The following is a 15,262-nucleotide window of genomic DNA, read 5'->3' as shown; positions in this document are numbered from 1 at the left end:
ATCTGTGAGTTCAGTTCACATGGCGCGGCAGGACCTGAATCGATCGGGGGAGATGGAGGTCTTCGTCCGGGTGGTGGAGCAGGACGGCTTTTCAGCCGCCGGCCGCAGCCTGGGCATGACCCCCTCCGCGGTAAGCAAGCTGATGAGCCGGCTGGAGACGCGCCTGGGCGCCCGACTGATCAACCGCTCCACCCGCAAGCTGCAGCTGACGGCGGAGGGGGACGCCTTCTATCAACGGGCGATCAAGGTGCTGGCCGACATCGCCGAGGCGGAACTGGAGGCCGGCGTCGGTGCGGCGCCGCGGGGCCGGGTGCGGGTCAACTGCAACATCCCTTTCGGCCAGCATTATCTGCTGCCCCTGATCCCCCGCTTCCTGGACGCGCATCCGCAGGTCCAGCTGGACGTGACCCTGATCGACCACGTGATGGTCGATCTGATGCAAGAGCGGGCCGACGTGGCGATCCGCACCGGCCCCTTGAAGGAGTTGCAGCTGGTGGCCCGCAAGCTGGGGACCAGCAGGCTGTCGGTGGTCGCCTCGCCCGACTACCTGGCCCGCCATGGCGAACCGAAGACCCTGGCGGAGCTGGAAGAGCACAATCGGCTGGGCTTCAACTTCAACCGCATTCTCAGCGGATGGCCATTCCTTGATGGGCAAGGCGGCTCCGTCAGTATGGCGGTGTCCGGAAACCTGCGGATAAGCGACGGCGAATCCCTGAGGCAACTGGCCGTGGCGGGGGCAGGGGTGGCGCGGCTGTCGCACTTCCACATCGGACCCGACCTGGCCGCCGGGCGGCTGGTCCCGATCCTGGAGCACCTGAACCCCGGCGACACCGAGGAGATGTTCGCAGTGTTCATCGGTCAGGACGGCCGCCTGCCGGCTCGGGTGCGGGCTTTCATCGACTTCCTGGCGGAAGAGGCGCGGTTCTAGCCGAAGAGGTCGCCTTGCGGCCCGGCGTCAGGCTTGCCGCCTTCGATGATCAGCATCCTGCGCTTGGTGTCCGAGCCGCCGGGGGCGGAGAAGCCGCCCAGCTTGCCGCCTGCCGCCATGACGCGGTGACAGGGCATGACGATGGGGAACGGATTAGCGCCCATGGCCTGGCCGATGGCGCGGGACAGGGTGATGTCGCCCAGGTCGCGGGCCACGTCGCCATAGGTGCGGATCTGGCCCGGCTGGATCTGGAGCACCCGGTCATAGACCTGACGGTGGAAGTCCGGGACATCGGACATGTCGAGCGGCGCAGCGGACAGGTCCACCCGTTCGCCCAGCATCAGGCGCACGATGTCGTCGATCACCGCCTGGATATGCGGCGGCGGCGCGCCCTCCTCCGCCTCGGGAAAGCGGGCCAGCATTCGCCGCAGGACGTAGGCCGGATCATCGTCCGGCAGACGCAGCCCCTTGATGCCGCCCTCGCCCCAGGCGATGGCGCAGCGGCCGATGGCGGTGTCGAAGAAGGCGTAGGCGATGCCGGACATGACGAGGAGCCTACACCCCTCGCCCGTCCCCCGCCGCCCGCAAGTTGCGGTTTTCGGACTCCGTCAGCCGCCTTAGCGGCGGCGGAACAGACCCAGAAGCGCCAGCAGCACGATGGCGCCGAGGGTGGAGATCACCAGGCTGCCGATCCAGCCGCCCCAGCTGATGCCCAGCACGTTGGCGATGAAGGCGCCGAGGAAGGAGCCGACCAGACCGACGATCAGATTGGTCAGCAGGCCGTGCTCGCGCTTCATGATCTGTTCGGCGATCCAGCCGGCAAGGATGCCGATGATGATCGCGCCGATAATGCCTACGCCGCTCATGTGAGTTCGCTCCCGCGTTTCCTGAAACCCGAGGCAGGAATGCGCGAGCTGCGGCCAAGGTTGCGGCTAGAGCTTCAACTCCATCCACACGTCGGCGCGGACATAGGGCGATGGGGACGGCGGCAGGTGCTGGAAGCCGACCAACTCGTAGAGGGTCAGGGCCGGCGTCAGGTGCGAGCTGCTTTCCAGATAGAGGCGCCGCGCGCCCAGGGCGCGGGCCTTTTCGATGCAGGCCAGCATGAGCTTGCGGGCGTAGCCGCGACCCTGCATCCGCTCATCCACGGCCATCTTGCCGACTTCGTATCCGCCATCGTCCATGGGGATCAGGGCGACGCAGCCGACGGTCTCGCCGTCCGCCTCGGCCATGAAGATATGGCCGCCCTTGTCGAGGATGACCGAGCCGGGATTGTCGAGCACCAGCCGGTCTTTTGCCTCGATGACGAAGAACTTGGTCAGCCAGGCTTCGTTGAGGCGGCGCCAGGCCTCGGCGTGACGGGGCTCGAAATCGACGATGGTCATGGGTGGTGTTTGCCGGGCCCGGCTAAGTCCAGCAAGAGCCTTGGGCTCCTAAATCCGCTCACCCCGGCGAAGGCCGGGGCCTAGGTGAAACCCTGCTGACGCTCTGGATGTATCTGCGTCCCGGCCTTCGCCGGGATGAGCGGTTGAAGGGTTGAGCTCTGCGCCCCCTCCCCCGCAAGCGGGGCAGGAGAAAAATTAGATCGTCGCCCCGCCGTCGCAGACGATGGCCTGGCCGGTGACGAAGTTGCCGGCGGCCGAGGCGAGGAACACCGCCGCGCCGGCGATCTCGTCCGGCTCGCCGATGCGGCGCAGGGGCACGCCCTCGGTGGCGCGGCGCAGGGTGTCGGGGTTCTCCCACAGGGCTTTGGCGAAATCGGTGCGGATCAGGCCGGGGGCGATGCAGTTCACGCGGACATTGTCGGGCCCGAACTCGTGGGCGTAGTTGCGGGCGAGCTGGAAGTCGGCGGCCTTGGAGACGTTGTAGGCGCCGATGATCGGCGAGCCGCGCAGGCCGCCGATGGACGACACCACGATGATCGCCCCGTCCTTGCGCTGGCGCATCTCGGGCGCGACCATGCCGATCAGCCAGTGGTTGGCCAGGACGTTGTTCTCGAAGATCTTGCGGAACTGGTCGTCCTCGATCCCGCCCATGGGGCCGTAATAGGGATTGGTCGCGGCGTTGCAGACCAGGACGTCGATCCTGCCGAACGCCTTGCGGGTGTCGTCCACCAGGCGCTGCAGGTCCTCCTTCGACGAGATATTGGCGGGAATGGCGACGGCGGTCCCGGCGCCGTGGGCGGCGTTGAGCGCCTCGGCCACCTCCTCGCAGGGCCCGGCCTTGCGCGAGGAGATGACGACCTTGGCCCCCTGCTCGGCCATGCGTTCGGCGATGGCCTTGCCGATGCCGCGCGAGGAGCCGGTGATGATCGCCACCTTGCCGGTCAGATCAAAGAGGTGGGCCATGACGCGCTCCCTTAAACGTTTGTTTGATTTGAGCGTGAAGTTGAGCGGAGATGGACGCTGGGTCAAGCGGCGCGCGAAATCACCCCACGGGAAACTCCCGAAAGGTTGGAAGGGCGGCGGAGCGCCCTGACCTGCGTCAGGCGAGGTGAGTTTTGGGGCCCCGGGTTCGACGAAGGTCTTTCCGCTCCGCACGGTCATTCTTGCCGCTTTGGGGCAAGAGCAGTGTCCAGACAGGGCCGAAGCCCCTCGTTCTCACCACCGACGGTCGCGCTACCCGCTCGACCGCATCCCCCACGACACAGCGCTGGCCGCGCGCCCTTCCCGTGATGGGGACGGTCAGGAGCTTACGGGAGGTGCAGAGGGGGCGGATAAGTCTTCGCAAATCCCCTTTCTCCCTCGATGAGAGAGAGATCGAGCTTTGACTTGCGGCGCCTTGCCCGCTGACCCTCAGCGCCCCCTCACCCTTGCCCTCTCCCGCCGAGGGAGAGGGGGAGCTTCTGGCTTTCGGCTGTTTTCTAGAGGCTCTACCGACAAATCCGATACCGGCTTCGGTCCAGGTGCAGGTGGTCGGCGTGGGCGGCGTTATAGTCGGGGCTGAGGGTGGAGCCGAACAGCTTGCAGGCCCCGTCGCGGACGGCGCGCAGGAAACGGCCCTCTGCGCTCTCTTCGCGGAAATCGGCGGCGATGGTGACACGGCGACCGTCCGGTAGGCGGAAACCGGAGACGTCCAGGGCGTTGGCGGTGGCATGGTTGCTGGGGCGGCCGCCCTCGCGGCCATAGACGGTGCGGCAGGCATAGGTCCCCAGATGCTCGACACGACCCAGCGGCTGGCCGAAGGCGATCTGGGCGGCGGGGGCGGCCACCTGCCGCTCCCACAAGGCGTAGGTCAGGGCGAGGCCGCAGGTCATCAGCGGGCCGGTCGGCGCCAGGCTGGCGCCGGAGGACAGTCGAAGCGTGTCGGCGGTGGAGCAAAAGCCCTCCTCTCGCACCTCGGCGTCGCGGAAGGTCAGGCCGCCTTCGGTCAGGGCCGCGCGGCAGGCTGCAGGGTCGTCCGTGAGGCGCGCGAGCTTGGTCGCGGTCGCCATGCCGATAGGCTGCGCCAGGCTGAACGGCTTCCACGGCAGATCCTGCGGCGGCGCATAGCGGTCCACGCCCGCGAACACGACGATCGCCACGAGGGCGAAATCGAGGAGGGCCGCGCCAAGGCCGGCGAGGGCTAGGGTTTCGGGAGAAGCGGGCTTCACACAGAGGGCAACGGCGCAGACGTCCCCGGGGTTCACGGGTGGGCTTTCACCGCCGACCGGGCTAGACCGCGCGCATGAGCACCGAGACTCCCGCCAGTTGGCGCGACCTGATGGCGCCGGGGCTGGCCCTGCGCTTTGGCCTGCTGTGCCTGGGCATCTGGCTGAACGCCGCCGACACGCTGGTGACCGTGACCATCATGCCCAGCGTGGGCGAGGACCTGGGCGGGTATCAGTATTTCGGCTGGGCCGTGGCGGCGTATCTGCTGGGCTCGATCATCGCCGGGGCGGCGGCGGGCCGGCTGTCCATGGTGCTGGGCCTGCGGCAGGCGACGCTGGTGGCGGGCGCGGCCTATGTGATCGGCTGCCTGGCCAGCGCGGTCGCGCCGGATTTCCTGACCTTCGTCCTGGGCCGTCTGGTGCAGGGGCTTGGCGCGGGCGGGATCGTGGCCCTGTGCTACGTAGCCATCGCGGTGATGTTCCCCCAGCGCCTGTGGGGCAAGGTTTTCGGCGCGATCAGCGCGGTGTGGGGCGTGGCCACGGTGCTGGGCCCGCTGGTCGGCGGGGTGTTCGCCGAGCTGGACTTCTGGCGCGGCGCGTTCTGGATGTTCGTCGTCCAGGGGATGGTGTTCGTCGCCGCCTCGGTCCTGCTGATGGAGAAGGGTGAGCGGTCGGAGCGGTCGGGCGGCGTGCCGGTCCCGCAGCTTCTGGTGCTGACCGTGGCGGTGGTGATGATCGCCTCGGCCGGGATCGTCGCCTCGCCGGTGATGGGCGGGGTGCTGGCCCTGTTCGGGGTGCTGGTCATGGCCAGCCTGCTGCGGGTGAACGCCGTAGCGCGGACGCCGCTGCTGCCCCGCTCGGCGGGGGACCTGCGGCGGGCGGCGGGCGCGGGCTATCTGATGATCTTCGCCCTGGAGGCGGCGGCCATCGGCCTATCGGTCTATGGCCCGGCCTTCATCCAGCGGCAGCACGACGCCTCGCCCCTGTTCGCGGGCTATGTGGTCAGCGCCATCGCCGGCGGCTGGACGGTCACCGCCCTGCTGGCGGCGGTCGTGCCGCAGCGCCTGGACAGCGTGATGATCCGCCTGGGCGCGACCTGCGTGATGGTCGGCACTGTGTGGAGCGCCTGGACCCTGCCGCATCGGTCGACAGCGGAGATCTTCCTGTCGCTGCTGCTGGTCGGTTGCGGCTTCGGCCTGACCTGGGGGCCGGCGGCCAAGCGGATCATCAGCGCCCTGCCCAGCGACGAGACGGCCATGGGCTCGTCCTCCATCCCCACCGCCCAGATGATCGGCGGCGCCGCGGGCGCGGCCGGGGTCGGCGCGGCGGCCAACGCGCTGGGCTTCGCCCACGGGATCGAGCCGGCCACGGCGACCGCCGTGGGCTCATGGCTATTCGGGGCGCTGATCCCGCTGTCGCTGATCGGCTGGCTGGCCGGATGGCGGCTGGGCGGGATGAAGCGGTGACACTCGCGTTCGCGGGAACGCCTGGGCTTCTCAATCGCTAGTCAGCCGAGCTGGAGCGTCGTGCGTCCTTCGAGACGCCGGCCGCGCCGGCTCCTCAGGATGACGAAGGTCGGGGCATACTGAATCCGTCATGCTGAGGAGCGCCGCAGGCGCGTCTCGAAGCACGCATGGAGGATGACATGGCGAATACCCCCTGGTGGCGTGGCGCGGTGGTCTATCAGGTCTATGTGCGCAGCTTCTTCGACAGCGACGGGGATGGGCACGGCGACCTGCCGGGGCTGATCGGCAAGCTGGACTACATCAAGAGCCTGGGGGTCGATGCGATCTGGCTGTCGCCGATCCATCCCTCTCCCAACCGCGACTGGGGCTATGACGTCAGCGACTATGAGGAGGTCCATCCCGACTACGGGACCCTGGCCGACTTCGACGCCCTGCTGGAGGCGGCGCACGGGCGGGGGATCAAGGTGCTGCTGGACGAGGTGCTGGCGCACACCAGCGACGAGCACCCCTGGTTCCAGGAAAGCCTGCGCAGCCGGGATAACCCGAAGTCCGACTGGTACGTCTGGGCCGAGCCCAAGGCCGACGGCACGCCGCCGAACAACTGGCTGGCGGCGTTCGGCGGGGCGGCCTGGTCCTATCAGCCGGCGCGGCGGCAGCATTTCCACCACCGCTTCCTGCGCCAGCAGCCGAAGCTGAACTGGCACAATACCGACGCCCGGCAGGCGGCCCTGGATGTGCTGGATTTCTGGCTGAAGCGCGGGGCGGACGGTTTTCGCCTGGACACCACCAACTGCTACCTCCACGACCCGGAGCTGACCGACAATCCGGCCGAGCCGGCGGAGTCGCGGACGCCCTGGCACTGGGGCCACGCGCCCAATCTTCAGCGGCACCTGCACGACAGCAACCGGCCAGACAACATCACCGCAATGGATGCGGTGCGCCGGACGGTGGAGCGTCATCCCGACCGCTTCGTCTTCGGCGAGTTCTTCGAGGAGGCGGCCCTGTCCGGCGGACTGGCGGCGCCCGATGCCGGCCTGCATTCCGGCTACAGCTTTCCGCTGCTGATCGCCTCGGAGCTGGAGCGGACCTTCCTGACCCAGCACTACCAGCTGCTGTCGCAGCATGCCGACCACTGGCCCTGCGTGGCGTTCTCCAACCACGACATCCTGCGGACCGTGACCCGGTTCGGGGGGCCGGACGCGGGGCCGGAACTGGCGCGGCTGATGCTGGCGCTGCTGCTGAGCCTGCGCGGCACGATCCTGCTGTACCAGGGGGAGGAGCTGGGCTTGCCCGAAGCCGACCTGACCCGCGACCAGCTGCGCGATCCTATGGGCGATCTCTACTACCCCGTGGCCAAGGGGCGGGACGGCTGCCGCACGCCGATGCCCTGGACCACGGAGCCGCATTTCGGCTTCACCACCGGCGCGCCGTGGCTGCCGGCGGCCAAGGAGCATGTGGGCCTGACGGTGGCGGAGCAGGAGGGCGATGAGGCCTCCACCCTGAACTTCGCGCGCCATCTGATGAAGCTGCGAAGCGCCTCCCCCGCCCTGCGGTTGGGGACGCTGAGCTTTATCGACGCGCCGGCGCCGATCCTGGCCTATGAGCGGCGCGAGGACGACGAACGGATCGCCTGCGTCTTCAACCTGGGGACCGAGGCGATCGACTGGGCCGCGGACCTGTCCGGCGAGGCGTTGGCGACGAGCGGGGAGGTCACGACGGAGGCCGGCTCCTGGCGGCTGGGCGCCTATGCGGCAGTCATCCTGCGTCTGCACTGAAGCGCTAGCTTACCCTAGGGCGCCCTAGCCGGTCGCCGCGCGATGAGCCAAGCTCGGGCAAAACACGGGGAGCGGCGCATGGGTTGGGTTCGCAATACGGCCTTGGCGGGTCTGGGCGTGGTGGTGGTTGTCGGCGCCGTCGTGGCGTTGAGGACCGTGACCTTCAAGCCGCCGGCGGCGGTCGATCCGGCGTCGCTGAACCTGCCCGCGGCGCACGATGTGGACGCCGCCCGCGCGGCCGAGCACCTGGCCCAGGCCATCCGCTTCCAGACCGTCAGCCACCAGAACCCGGCGGAGAACCAGCCGGCCGAATGGGACAAGCTGCACGCCTGGCTGCAGACCACCTATCCCGCCGCCCATGCGGTGATGACTCGCGAGACGGTGGCCGGCCATGCCCTGATCTACACCTGGCGGGGCAGCGATCCGAGCCTGCGGCCGGCGATCCTGATGGCGCACCAGGACGTGGTGCCGGTCACCGCCGGGACCGAAAGCGACTGGAAGCATGCGCCGTTCGACGGCCTGATCGCCGACGGCGCGGTGTGGGGCCGGGGCGCGATCGACGACAAGGGCTCGCTGGTCGCGCTGTTCGAGGCGATGGAGACCCTGGCGGCCGGCGGCTACCAGCCCCGGCGCACGGTGATCTTGGTCAGCGGCCATGACGAGGAGGCCGGCGGATCGGGCGCCAAGGCGGCGGCGGCGCTGCTGAAGGCCCGTGGCGTGCAGGCGCACTTCGTCCTGGACGAGGGCATGGCGGTGATCACCGACCATCCGGTGACCGGCGGTCCGGTCGCCCTGATCGGCACGGCGGAAAAGGGTTACGCCACCCTGACGGTGACGGCCAAGGCGCCGGGCGGCCACTCGTCCACCCCGCCCAAGGAGACGGGGGTCGAGACCCTGTCCAAGGCGGTGCTGGCGATCACTAGCGATCCTTTCCCCCTTCGCTTCGTCGGCCCGGGGGCGGACATGCTGAAGGCGCTGGCGCCGCTGGCCTCGCCCATCGTGAAGGTGGCGGCGGCCAACACCTGGCTGTTCTCGCCACTGTTGGTCAGCGAGACGGCCAAGACCCCGGCGGGGGCGGCCATGCTGCACACCACCATCGCCCCGACCATGCTGAAGGGCTCGCCCAAGGAGAACGTCCTGCCGCAGGACGCCACGGCGTGGATCAACTACCGCATCGCGCCGGGGGACACCTCGGCCTCGGTCATGGCGCGGGCCAAGGCGGCGGTGGGCGACCTGCCGGTGGCGTTGTCGTGGATCAACACGCCGGTGGAGCCTTCGGGCGTCGCCGCCACGGACTCCGAAGCCTGGAAGACCATCGCCGGCGTCGCGGCGGCCGAGACCGGCGCGCCGGTGGCCCCCAGCCTGGTCGTGGCCGGCACCGACAGCCGCTACATGACCCCCGTGTCGGACGCGACCTATCGCTTCCAGCCGATCACTCTGGGTCAGAAGGACCTGGCCATGATCCACGGCACCAACGAACACATCGCCATCGCGGACGTGGGCAAGATGGCGCGTTTCTACATGCGGCTGGTGGAGACGGCGGCGCGCTGAAAAGCTAAAGGGGCTCATGGCTGAAGGCGACGCTCCCACCCGCAAGGCTCCCGTGCAGAAGTTCGGACAGGGCTTCCTGCTCGACTGCTGGTACTTCGCCGCCCTGTCGGGCGACCTGAAGCGCGGCAAGCTGCAGCGCTATGAGCTGCTGGGCGAGCCCGTTCTGCTGGGCCGCCAGCGGGACGGCGGCGTCTATGCGCTGAAGGACATCTGCCCGCACCGGGCCGCGCCGCTGTCGGCGGGCAAGCTGAAGCGCGAGTGCGACGGGCGCGAGAGCGTCGAGTGCCCCTATCACGGCTGGCGCTTCTCCACCGACGAGGGGATCTGCACCACCGTCCCGTCGCTGGTGGACAACCAGGCCACGGAAGTGGAGCGCATCCGGGTGCGGCGCTATCCCGCCGCCGAGAGCCAGGGGATGGTGTTCGTCTGGATCTCGTCCGACCCGCGCTTCACCGGCGAGCCGCCGGAGCCGCCGCCGGTGTTCCCGGGCGTGGTCGGCGGCGGGCCCAAGCTGGTCGACCGCATGGATTTCGACAGCCACATCGACCACGCGGTGGTCGGGCTGATGGACCCGGCCCACGGCCCCTATGTGCATCAGCAGTGGTGGTGGCGCTCGGCCAAGAGCCAGCACGAGAAGGCCAAGAAGTTCGAGCCCCGCGAGGCCGGCTTCGCCATGGTCCGGCACGAGCCGTCCAAGAACAGCCGCGCCTACGCCATCTTGGGCGGCGAGCCGCTGACCGAGATCACCTTCCGCCTGCCGGGCCTGCGCTGGGAGCATGTGACGGTGGGCCAGCGGCAGGTGCTGTCCCTGACCTGCCTGACGCCAATCGACGAAAAGCGCACCCGGATCACCCAGATCATGTGGTCCGATCACCCGGCGTTCGTGCTGCTGCGGCCCTTGATCCGTAAGGCCGCGCGCATATTCCTGCGTCAAGACGCCGCAATGGTGAACCTGCAGAACGAGGGGCTGCGCTACGATCCGGCCCTGATCTGGCTGGACGACGCCGACCGCCAAGCCAAGTGGTATCAGCAGCTTAAGCGCGAATGGACCGCCAGCCGCACGGAAGGACGGGCCTTCCGCAATCCGGTCGAGCCGGCGATCCTGAAATGGAGAAGCTGAGGCCCTTGCTGCAAAAGCGCTTCTTGTTCGTATTGCTTTAAGACGCTTGCGTCACTTTGACGTTTGTTAGTTGGGGAAGCGGCGGGAACCGCATGCAGCCGGAAATCCAGGCGTTCGTAAATCCGGACAGCCTCGCCGTCACGTATCTGATCGTCGACCCGTCCACCGGGCTGTGTGCGTTCGTGGACCCGACGCTGGACATCGACCCCGTCGCCAAGAAGGTCTCCAGCGCCTTCGTCGAGGGAATCGTCGCCAAGATCCGTGAACGCGACATGGGTCCCACCTGGGTCCTGCAGACCGGCATCGAGGGCGACCGCATCACCGCCGCGGGGCGCATCAAGTACCTGACGGGCGGCTCCACCTGCATCGGCGCCGAAGTCCCCAAGACCATCGCCGCCCTGTGCCCCCTGGCGGGCATCGAGGTCAGCGTCTCGGGCGTCGACTCCATGGGCTACGACTTCGACAAGCTGGCCCGCGGCGGCGATCCCATGCCGATGGGCTCGCTGAAGCTGTACGCCCTGCCGATCCCCGGCCGCACGCCCGAGGCCGTGGCCTATCGCGTCGGCAACGCGGTGTTTGTGGGCACGGCCCTGAGCGCGGACGCCAAGAGCGCGGGCTCGACCGATCTGCCGACCGCCAATCCCGCCCAACTGCACCAGTCGCTGCGCCGCCTGCTGACCAAGCTGCCGGAAGGCACAAGGCTGTATCACAGCCAGGCCGTGCGGGCCGCGGACGGGACGCTGGTCCACGAGACCACCATCGCCGATCACCGCAAGAACAATGCGGACGTGGGCGACGAGTTGAACGAGACCGCCTTCGCCGCCATTCGCGGCCTGGCCCCCATGACCCTCAGCCCGGTCCAGAAATTCGCGCTGAAGGTCAATCTCAGCGCCGGGCGCCTGGCGCCCAAGTAATCTGGCGCCCGAGTAATTTCACACACGAAACGTCTTGCCTGCCGCAACGTCGCCTGACTAGCTTCTTCGCATACGAAGGAGTTTGCATGAGCGAGCCTGATTCCGACTTCGCCCCCGTCGACGCGCTGATCCGAAAGGCGCTGAACGACCAGGGCCTGTTTCGCCACATGGGCGCGGAGATCGTGGAGCTGAGCCGCGGGAACGCGGTCGTCGCCCTCGCCTATCGGGACGAGGTGGCGCAGCACAACGGCTTCTTTCACGGCGGGGCCGTCGGCTTTCTGGTCGATGTGGCCTGCGCGGCGGCCGGGGGCTCGGCCCTGCGCCAGCCGGGCAGCACGGTGCTGACCGCCGAGTACAAGCTCAACATCGTCGCCCCCGCCCGTCGCGGCCGGCTGGTCTGCCGGGCCACGGTGGTCAAGCCAGGCCGTTCGCTGATACCGGTGGAGGCCAAGGTCTACGCCGTCGGCGACAATGGGACCGAGCGGCTGGTCGCCGTGGGACTGGCCACCATGGCGGTGGTGACCGCTGAACGCGTCGCCGCCTGAGGATCGAAAAGCATGTCCGATATAGATTTTTCGCAACAGCTGACCCAGGCCCAGGCTGGCTCCCTGCCCGCCCTGCTCGGCCTTCAATGGCTGGAGGCGCAGCCTGGCCTGGTGAAGGGCCGCTTCGAGGTGCAGCCGCACCACATGGCGCCCAACGGCTTCCTGCACGCCGCCAGCGTCATCGCCCTGGCCGACAGCGCCTGCGGCTATGGCTGCATGGTGTCCCTGCCCGAGGGCGCGGCCAGCTTCACCACCATCGAGCTGAAATCCAACTTCCTGGGCACCGCCCGCGACGGCGCGGTGGCGGTGGAGGCCAGGCTCGCCCACGGGGGCCGTATGACCCAGGTGTGGGACGCCGTCGTCACCCACGAGGTGACCGGCAGGACCATCGCCCTGTTCCGCTGCACCCAAATGGTTCTGCACCCCAAAAACCCGGGTTGAAAAAGTCCTGTAAGACGGGCTTGCGAAAGCGGGACCTCGCCGCTAGTTTCCGCGCCTCGATCACGGGGGCCCTTAAAGGGGCTCCACACCCGGCTTAGGAGAGGTGGCAGAGTGGTCGAATGCACCGCACTCGAAATGCGGCATACCTGCAAGGGTATCGTGGGTTCGAATCCCACCCTCTCCGCCACTTCCCTGATAATCTGAACCCGACGCCGCAAGGCCGAGCAGTCCGCACCTGCGACGCAGAATCGCGGCGGCGGGTCTGGCGTCGCGGCGATTGAGCGTGTTTAGAAGGCACGCACAAGGCGCAGCTTCCTGGGGAGGGCAAGGGTTTGCGGGCTGACATGGAGCTTTCGGGCCGCCGGCGTCTGACGCAGCCGGAACTCGACATGATCCTGACCGCTCACGAACGCCTCGTGGGGCGCCAGGCCGGCGGCCGGCGCGCGATCCTGCGGTTCACCCATCTCAGCGGCCTCGATCTTTCCCGGCGCGACCTGTCGGGCGTCGACCTTTCCGCCTCGGTTCTGGAGGGCTGCAAGATGCAGGGCTCCAAGCTGGACGGGGCCAACCTGTTCGGCTGCGACTTGCGGCGGGCCGACATGCGCGGCGCCAGCCTGGTGGACGCCGACATGCGCGGGGTGGTCCTGCGCGGCGCGACCCTCAGCTCCGTCAACCTGACCCGCGCGGACCTGCGCCCGGCGGTCGTCACCGCCCCCGGCGCCAGCCGCAACCGTTCCGGCGAGGACCAACTGAAACCCGCCGACGCCGAGGACGCCGATTTCGGCGGCGCGGTGCTGAACGACGCGCAGTTCTCCGACGTCTCGGCGATCTCGGCCGACTTCACCGACGCGGCCCTGCGCGGCGTGACGCTGCAGGGAGCGACCTTGCGTGGCGCCAAGTTCTCCGGGGCGATCCTGGTCAACGCCGACTTCACCAACGCCGATCTGGACCGGGCCGATTTCGACGGCGCGGTGCTGATGAACGTCAACCTGACCGGGGCCAAGACCGTGGCCACCAAGATGGGCGGCTGCCTGACCGACCCGACGCGGGAGACCATCGAGCGCGCACGCGTCGTTCACGCGGCGCTGGTCGAACATGACCGCTGGTGCCGCAGCGACGGCCGCGAAGGCGCGCCGGCCATCATCGACGGCGAGGATCTGCGCCCCCTGGGCGACGCGCTGAGCGGGCTGAAGCTGACGGCGATCTCCGCCCGCCGCGCCTGCATGGTCGGGGTGAAGCTGGCCGGGGCCGAGATGCAGGGCGCCAGGCTGGACGGCGCCGACCTGCGGGCCGCCGATCTACGCGGGGCCGACCTGCGGGGCGTGCGCCTGCGCGGGGCGAACCTGAGCAAGGCGGTGCTGAGAGACGCCACGCTGGGCCCGTTGAACCTGCGCGACCGAAACGCGGCGGCGGACCTGTCGGAGGTCCGCGCGCGCTATCTGGACGCCCTGGGCGCGGACTTCACCGCCGCCATTCTGGACGACGCCGACCTGCGCGGCGCTGACTTCACGGGCGCCGCCGTCGAGGGCGCCAGCCTGCAAAATGTTGTCACCAACCTGGTGATATGGGGCAACGCCCCAAAGGGAGATGGGGCCTGACCCCACCCCGCCGCACGCGAGAAAATCCCGAGATCGCTTGATTCCGCCGCCAGCAATTCTACTTGGCGTAGCGAGTCTTTGGACGTTTACTCATACGCGCATGAACGAGCTGGAACCCGACGGTATGGAGCGACTGACGCCGCGCGAGCGCGAGTGCCTGCAGTTGGCCGCGCAATACATGAACTCCAAGGAGATCGGTCGGCAGCTGGGCATCAGCGCCAAGACCGTCGACACCCATGTGGAGAAGGCCTGCAAGCGCCTGGGCGCCAGCAGCCGTCGCGACGCCGTCCGCATGCTCGCCTTCACGTCTTCCGACGTCGCCGAGGTCCTTCCCGGGGGTGGGGAAAATCCCCCATGGGAATCGGCCCGACTGTCGCCGCCGCCGAGCGTCCCGCCTTCTGGGGGACATGGAGGCGACACTCATGGACGACGGTTCGATCAACACCCAGAGCACGGGCTCGGCGCAGGTCATCATGGACGCGCTCTGGCTGAGGAACGAGGTCCGCTCGTTCGAGAGCAGGTGGGTGGAACAGCCCTCGATGCAGACCGCGCTGCCGGGTTTCACCTGGGAGCAACTCGAACGCCAGCTGAACGACCTGGCTGGCGGGGAGAAGGCGGACTTCATCGCGGGGATGGTTTCAGCCACGCGCAAACTGGCCCGCTGGAAGCCTCCAGAAATGGTCCTGCGGGAGATTTTGTGCCTCGCCTCGACGGTGCTGGACGATGGGTTCCAGCCCCGGCTTGGGGAGAGCGAAACGACCTAGGTCTCTTCGCGAGACTCGGCTGGATCGCGGCGATCGCCATCGGTGCGGCCGTGGGCTTCGGGGGCATTCTAGCCGGCCTCCACGCCCTGAAGGAACTCATGTAACCGCTGCGGCGCCGCAAGGTCCCGCGGCGTCTATCGGAAGCAGCAATCCAACAACTCGCCGGGGCACGTCCGGCGCGGAGGGACCACTCATGCTCAAGCAACGCCGCATGGTCGCCGAGAAGGTGGCTGAAAGCCTGTACGAATCCGAAGCCGCCATCGACGCGGCCCTGGCCGCGACCGCCAAGCTGGCGGGCCTGATGCCGGCCATCCGCAGCGACGCCAACCTGTCGGCGCTGATCGGTCAAAGCGCCATCGAGAAGGCCATCGAGACCGTGAGCGCCCTGGGCCTGGCCCGCCGCTCCATCGTCGAGACCCACAAGGAGCTGACCGTCGCCCAGCACGACATCGGCCTGGGCGCGGTGATGGTCGGCACCGGCCCCGAGAAGCCGCCGAGCGCCCGCCTGGCCGGCCGCGACCTGCGCGCCGTCGAGACGCAAGCCGCCTGACGAATTGCCGCCGGTTCATGG

General features: G+C 68.6%; 16 protein-coding genes, 1 tRNA gene and 1 pseudogene. 13 read left to right on the top strand and 5 right to left on the bottom strand.

The features are described 5' to 3' along the window. Positions 1 to 52 precede the first annotated feature (52 nt). Positions 53 to 928: a LysR family transcriptional regulator gene (locus tag ABOZ73_RS12855; protein WP_369058532.1), complete on the top strand. Its 876-nt coding sequence runs from the start codon at positions 53 to 55 to the stop codon at positions 926 to 928. Here ABOZ73_RS12855 and ABOZ73_RS12850 read toward each other — a convergent pair. From ABOZ73_RS12850 to ABOZ73_RS12830, 5 genes are all read right to left on the bottom strand, one after another. Beyond that, a complete protein-coding gene (locus ABOZ73_RS12850; protein ID WP_369058531.1) occupies positions 925 to 1,473 on the bottom strand; it encodes a methylated-DNA--[protein]-cysteine S-methyltransferase in 549 nt (182 codons plus the stop codon). The two genes, ABOZ73_RS12855 and ABOZ73_RS12850, sit on opposite strands and share 4 nt — an antisense overlap. A gap of 72 nt (positions 1,474 to 1,545) precedes the next feature. Further along, a complete protein-coding gene (locus tag ABOZ73_RS12845; protein ID WP_369058530.1) occupies positions 1,546 to 1,794 on the bottom strand; it encodes a GlsB/YeaQ/YmgE family stress response membrane protein in 249 nt (82 codons plus the stop codon). 66 nt (positions 1,795 to 1,860) lie between these two features. Further along, on the bottom strand, positions 1,861 to 2,313 hold the full coding sequence (locus ABOZ73_RS12840; RefSeq protein WP_369058529.1) for a GNAT family N-acetyltransferase: 453 nt from the start codon (positions 2,311 to 2,313) through the stop codon (positions 1,861 to 1,863). A gap of 195 nt (positions 2,314 to 2,508) precedes the next feature. Next, positions 2,509 to 3,276 (bottom strand): SDR family oxidoreductase, encoded by a 768-nt coding sequence (locus ABOZ73_RS12835; RefSeq protein WP_369058528.1) that lies wholly within the window; start codon positions 3,274 to 3,276, stop codon positions 2,509 to 2,511. A 524-nt stretch (positions 3,277 to 3,800) separates the two neighbouring features. Then, entirely contained in the window at positions 3,801 to 4,520 is a 720-nt protein-coding gene (locus ABOZ73_RS12830) for an extensin family protein (RefSeq protein WP_369058527.1), read from the bottom strand. A 74-nt stretch (positions 4,521 to 4,594) separates the two neighbouring features. Here ABOZ73_RS12830 and ABOZ73_RS12825 point away from each other — a divergent pair, with 74 nt between their 5' ends. The 12 genes and pseudogenes from ABOZ73_RS12825 to ABOZ73_RS12770 all read left to right on the top strand — a co-directional run bounded on the left by ABOZ73_RS12825 (position 4,595) and on the right by ABOZ73_RS12770 (position 15,241). Continuing rightward, positions 4,595 to 5,983 (top strand): MFS transporter, encoded by a 1,389-nt coding sequence (locus ABOZ73_RS12825; RefSeq protein ID WP_369058526.1) that lies wholly within the window; start codon positions 4,595 to 4,597, stop codon positions 5,981 to 5,983. A gap of 179 nt (positions 5,984 to 6,162) precedes the next feature. Beyond that, on the top strand, positions 6,163 to 7,758 hold the full coding sequence (locus ABOZ73_RS12820) for an alpha-amylase family glycosyl hydrolase (protein WP_369058525.1): 1,596 nt from the start codon (positions 6,163 to 6,165) through the stop codon (positions 7,756 to 7,758). Between the two features lie 78 nt (positions 7,759 to 7,836). Beyond that, a complete protein-coding gene (locus ABOZ73_RS12815) occupies positions 7,837 to 9,309 on the top strand; it encodes a M20 family peptidase (RefSeq protein WP_369058524.1) in 1,473 nt (490 codons plus the stop codon). Between the two features lie 16 nt (positions 9,310 to 9,325). Beyond that, a complete protein-coding gene (locus ABOZ73_RS12810) occupies positions 9,326 to 10,429 on the top strand; it encodes a Rieske 2Fe-2S domain-containing protein (RefSeq protein ID WP_369058523.1) in 1,104 nt (367 codons plus the stop codon). Positions 10,430 to 10,521: 92 nt separating this feature from the next. Continuing rightward, positions 10,522 to 11,343 (top strand): MBL fold metallo-hydrolase, encoded by an 822-nt coding sequence (locus ABOZ73_RS12805; RefSeq protein WP_369058522.1) that lies wholly within the window; start codon positions 10,522 to 10,524, stop codon positions 11,341 to 11,343. An 86-nt stretch (positions 11,344 to 11,429) separates the two neighbouring features. Further along, positions 11,430 to 11,888, top strand: a complete 459-nt coding sequence (locus tag ABOZ73_RS12800; protein WP_369058521.1) for a PaaI family thioesterase — start codon at positions 11,430 to 11,432, stop codon at positions 11,886 to 11,888. 12 nt (positions 11,889 to 11,900) lie between these two features. Next, complete coding sequence (locus ABOZ73_RS12795) at positions 11,901 to 12,329, top strand: PaaI family thioesterase (protein ID WP_369058520.1); 429 nt, start codon at positions 11,901 to 11,903, stop codon at positions 12,327 to 12,329. A 97-nt stretch (positions 12,330 to 12,426) separates the two neighbouring features. After that, positions 12,427 to 12,516 (top strand) — tRNA-Ser (locus ABOZ73_RS12790). A gap of 157 nt (positions 12,517 to 12,673) precedes the next feature. Beyond that, the gene (locus ABOZ73_RS12785; RefSeq protein WP_369058519.1) at positions 12,674 to 13,927 is read left to right on the top strand and encodes a pentapeptide repeat-containing protein; all 1,254 of its coding nucleotides are present in this window, start codon (positions 12,674 to 12,676) and stop codon (positions 13,925 to 13,927) included. Then, a pseudogene (locus tag ABOZ73_RS12780) lies at positions 13,917 to 14,162 on the top strand (LuxR C-terminal-related transcriptional regulator); the annotation flags it as partial. The gene ABOZ73_RS12785 and the pseudogene ABOZ73_RS12780, both read left to right, overlap by 11 nt. 187 nt (positions 14,163 to 14,349) lie before the next feature. Beyond that, positions 14,350 to 14,691 (top strand): hypothetical protein, encoded by a 342-nt coding sequence (locus tag ABOZ73_RS12775; protein WP_369058518.1) that lies wholly within the window; start codon positions 14,350 to 14,352, stop codon positions 14,689 to 14,691. Between the two features lie 193 nt (positions 14,692 to 14,884). Continuing rightward, a complete protein-coding gene (locus ABOZ73_RS12770; RefSeq protein ID WP_369058517.1) occupies positions 14,885 to 15,241 on the top strand; it encodes a hypothetical protein in 357 nt (118 codons plus the stop codon). Positions 15,242 to 15,262 lie beyond the last annotated feature (21 nt).

This window comes from Caulobacter sp. 73W, assembly GCF_041021955.1.
Taxonomy (GTDB): Bacteria; Pseudomonadota; Alphaproteobacteria; order Caulobacterales; family Caulobacteraceae; genus Caulobacter.
Note: the sequence above shows the minus strand (reverse complement) of the source record. Positions and strands in the feature narration are given on the sequence as shown.

Excerpts from the sequence above, each read along its gene's own strand:
- ABOZ73_RS12855 (WP_369058532.1), top strand. The coding sequence starts at position 53 with ATGGAGGTCTTCGTCCGGGTGGTGGAGCAGGACGGCTTTTCAGCCGCC.
- ABOZ73_RS12850 (WP_369058531.1), bottom strand. The coding sequence starts at position 1,473 with ATGTCCGGCATCGCCTACGCCTTCTTCGACACCGCCATCGGCCGCTGC.
- ABOZ73_RS12845 (WP_369058530.1), bottom strand. The coding sequence starts at position 1,794 with ATGAGCGGCGTAGGCATTATCGGCGCGATCATCATCGGCATCCTTGCC.
- ABOZ73_RS12840 (WP_369058529.1), bottom strand. The coding sequence starts at position 2,313 with ATGACCATCGTCGATTTCGAGCCCCGTCACGCCGAGGCCTGGCGCCGC.
- ABOZ73_RS12835 (WP_369058528.1), bottom strand. The coding sequence starts at position 3,276 with ATGGCCCACCTCTTTGATCTGACCGGCAAGGTGGCGATCATCACCGGC.
- ABOZ73_RS12825 (WP_369058526.1), top strand. The coding sequence starts at position 4,595 with ATGAGCACCGAGACTCCCGCCAGTTGGCGCGACCTGATGGCGCCGGGG.
- ABOZ73_RS12820 (WP_369058525.1), top strand. The coding sequence starts at position 6,163 with ATGGCGAATACCCCCTGGTGGCGTGGCGCGGTGGTCTATCAGGTCTAT.
- ABOZ73_RS12815 (WP_369058524.1), top strand. The coding sequence starts at position 7,837 with ATGGGTTGGGTTCGCAATACGGCCTTGGCGGGTCTGGGCGTGGTGGTG.
- ABOZ73_RS12810 (WP_369058523.1), top strand. The coding sequence starts at position 9,326 with ATGGCTGAAGGCGACGCTCCCACCCGCAAGGCTCCCGTGCAGAAGTTC.
- ABOZ73_RS12805 (WP_369058522.1), top strand. The coding sequence starts at position 10,522 with ATGCAGCCGGAAATCCAGGCGTTCGTAAATCCGGACAGCCTCGCCGTC.
- ABOZ73_RS12800 (WP_369058521.1), top strand. The coding sequence starts at position 11,430 with ATGAGCGAGCCTGATTCCGACTTCGCCCCCGTCGACGCGCTGATCCGA.
- ABOZ73_RS12795 (WP_369058520.1), top strand. The coding sequence starts at position 11,901 with ATGTCCGATATAGATTTTTCGCAACAGCTGACCCAGGCCCAGGCTGGC.
- ABOZ73_RS12785 (WP_369058519.1), top strand. The coding sequence starts at position 12,674 with ATGGAGCTTTCGGGCCGCCGGCGTCTGACGCAGCCGGAACTCGACATG.
- ABOZ73_RS12775 (WP_369058518.1), top strand. The coding sequence starts at position 14,350 with ATGGACGACGGTTCGATCAACACCCAGAGCACGGGCTCGGCGCAGGTC.
- ABOZ73_RS12770 (WP_369058517.1), top strand. The coding sequence starts at position 14,885 with ATGCTCAAGCAACGCCGCATGGTCGCCGAGAAGGTGGCTGAAAGCCTG.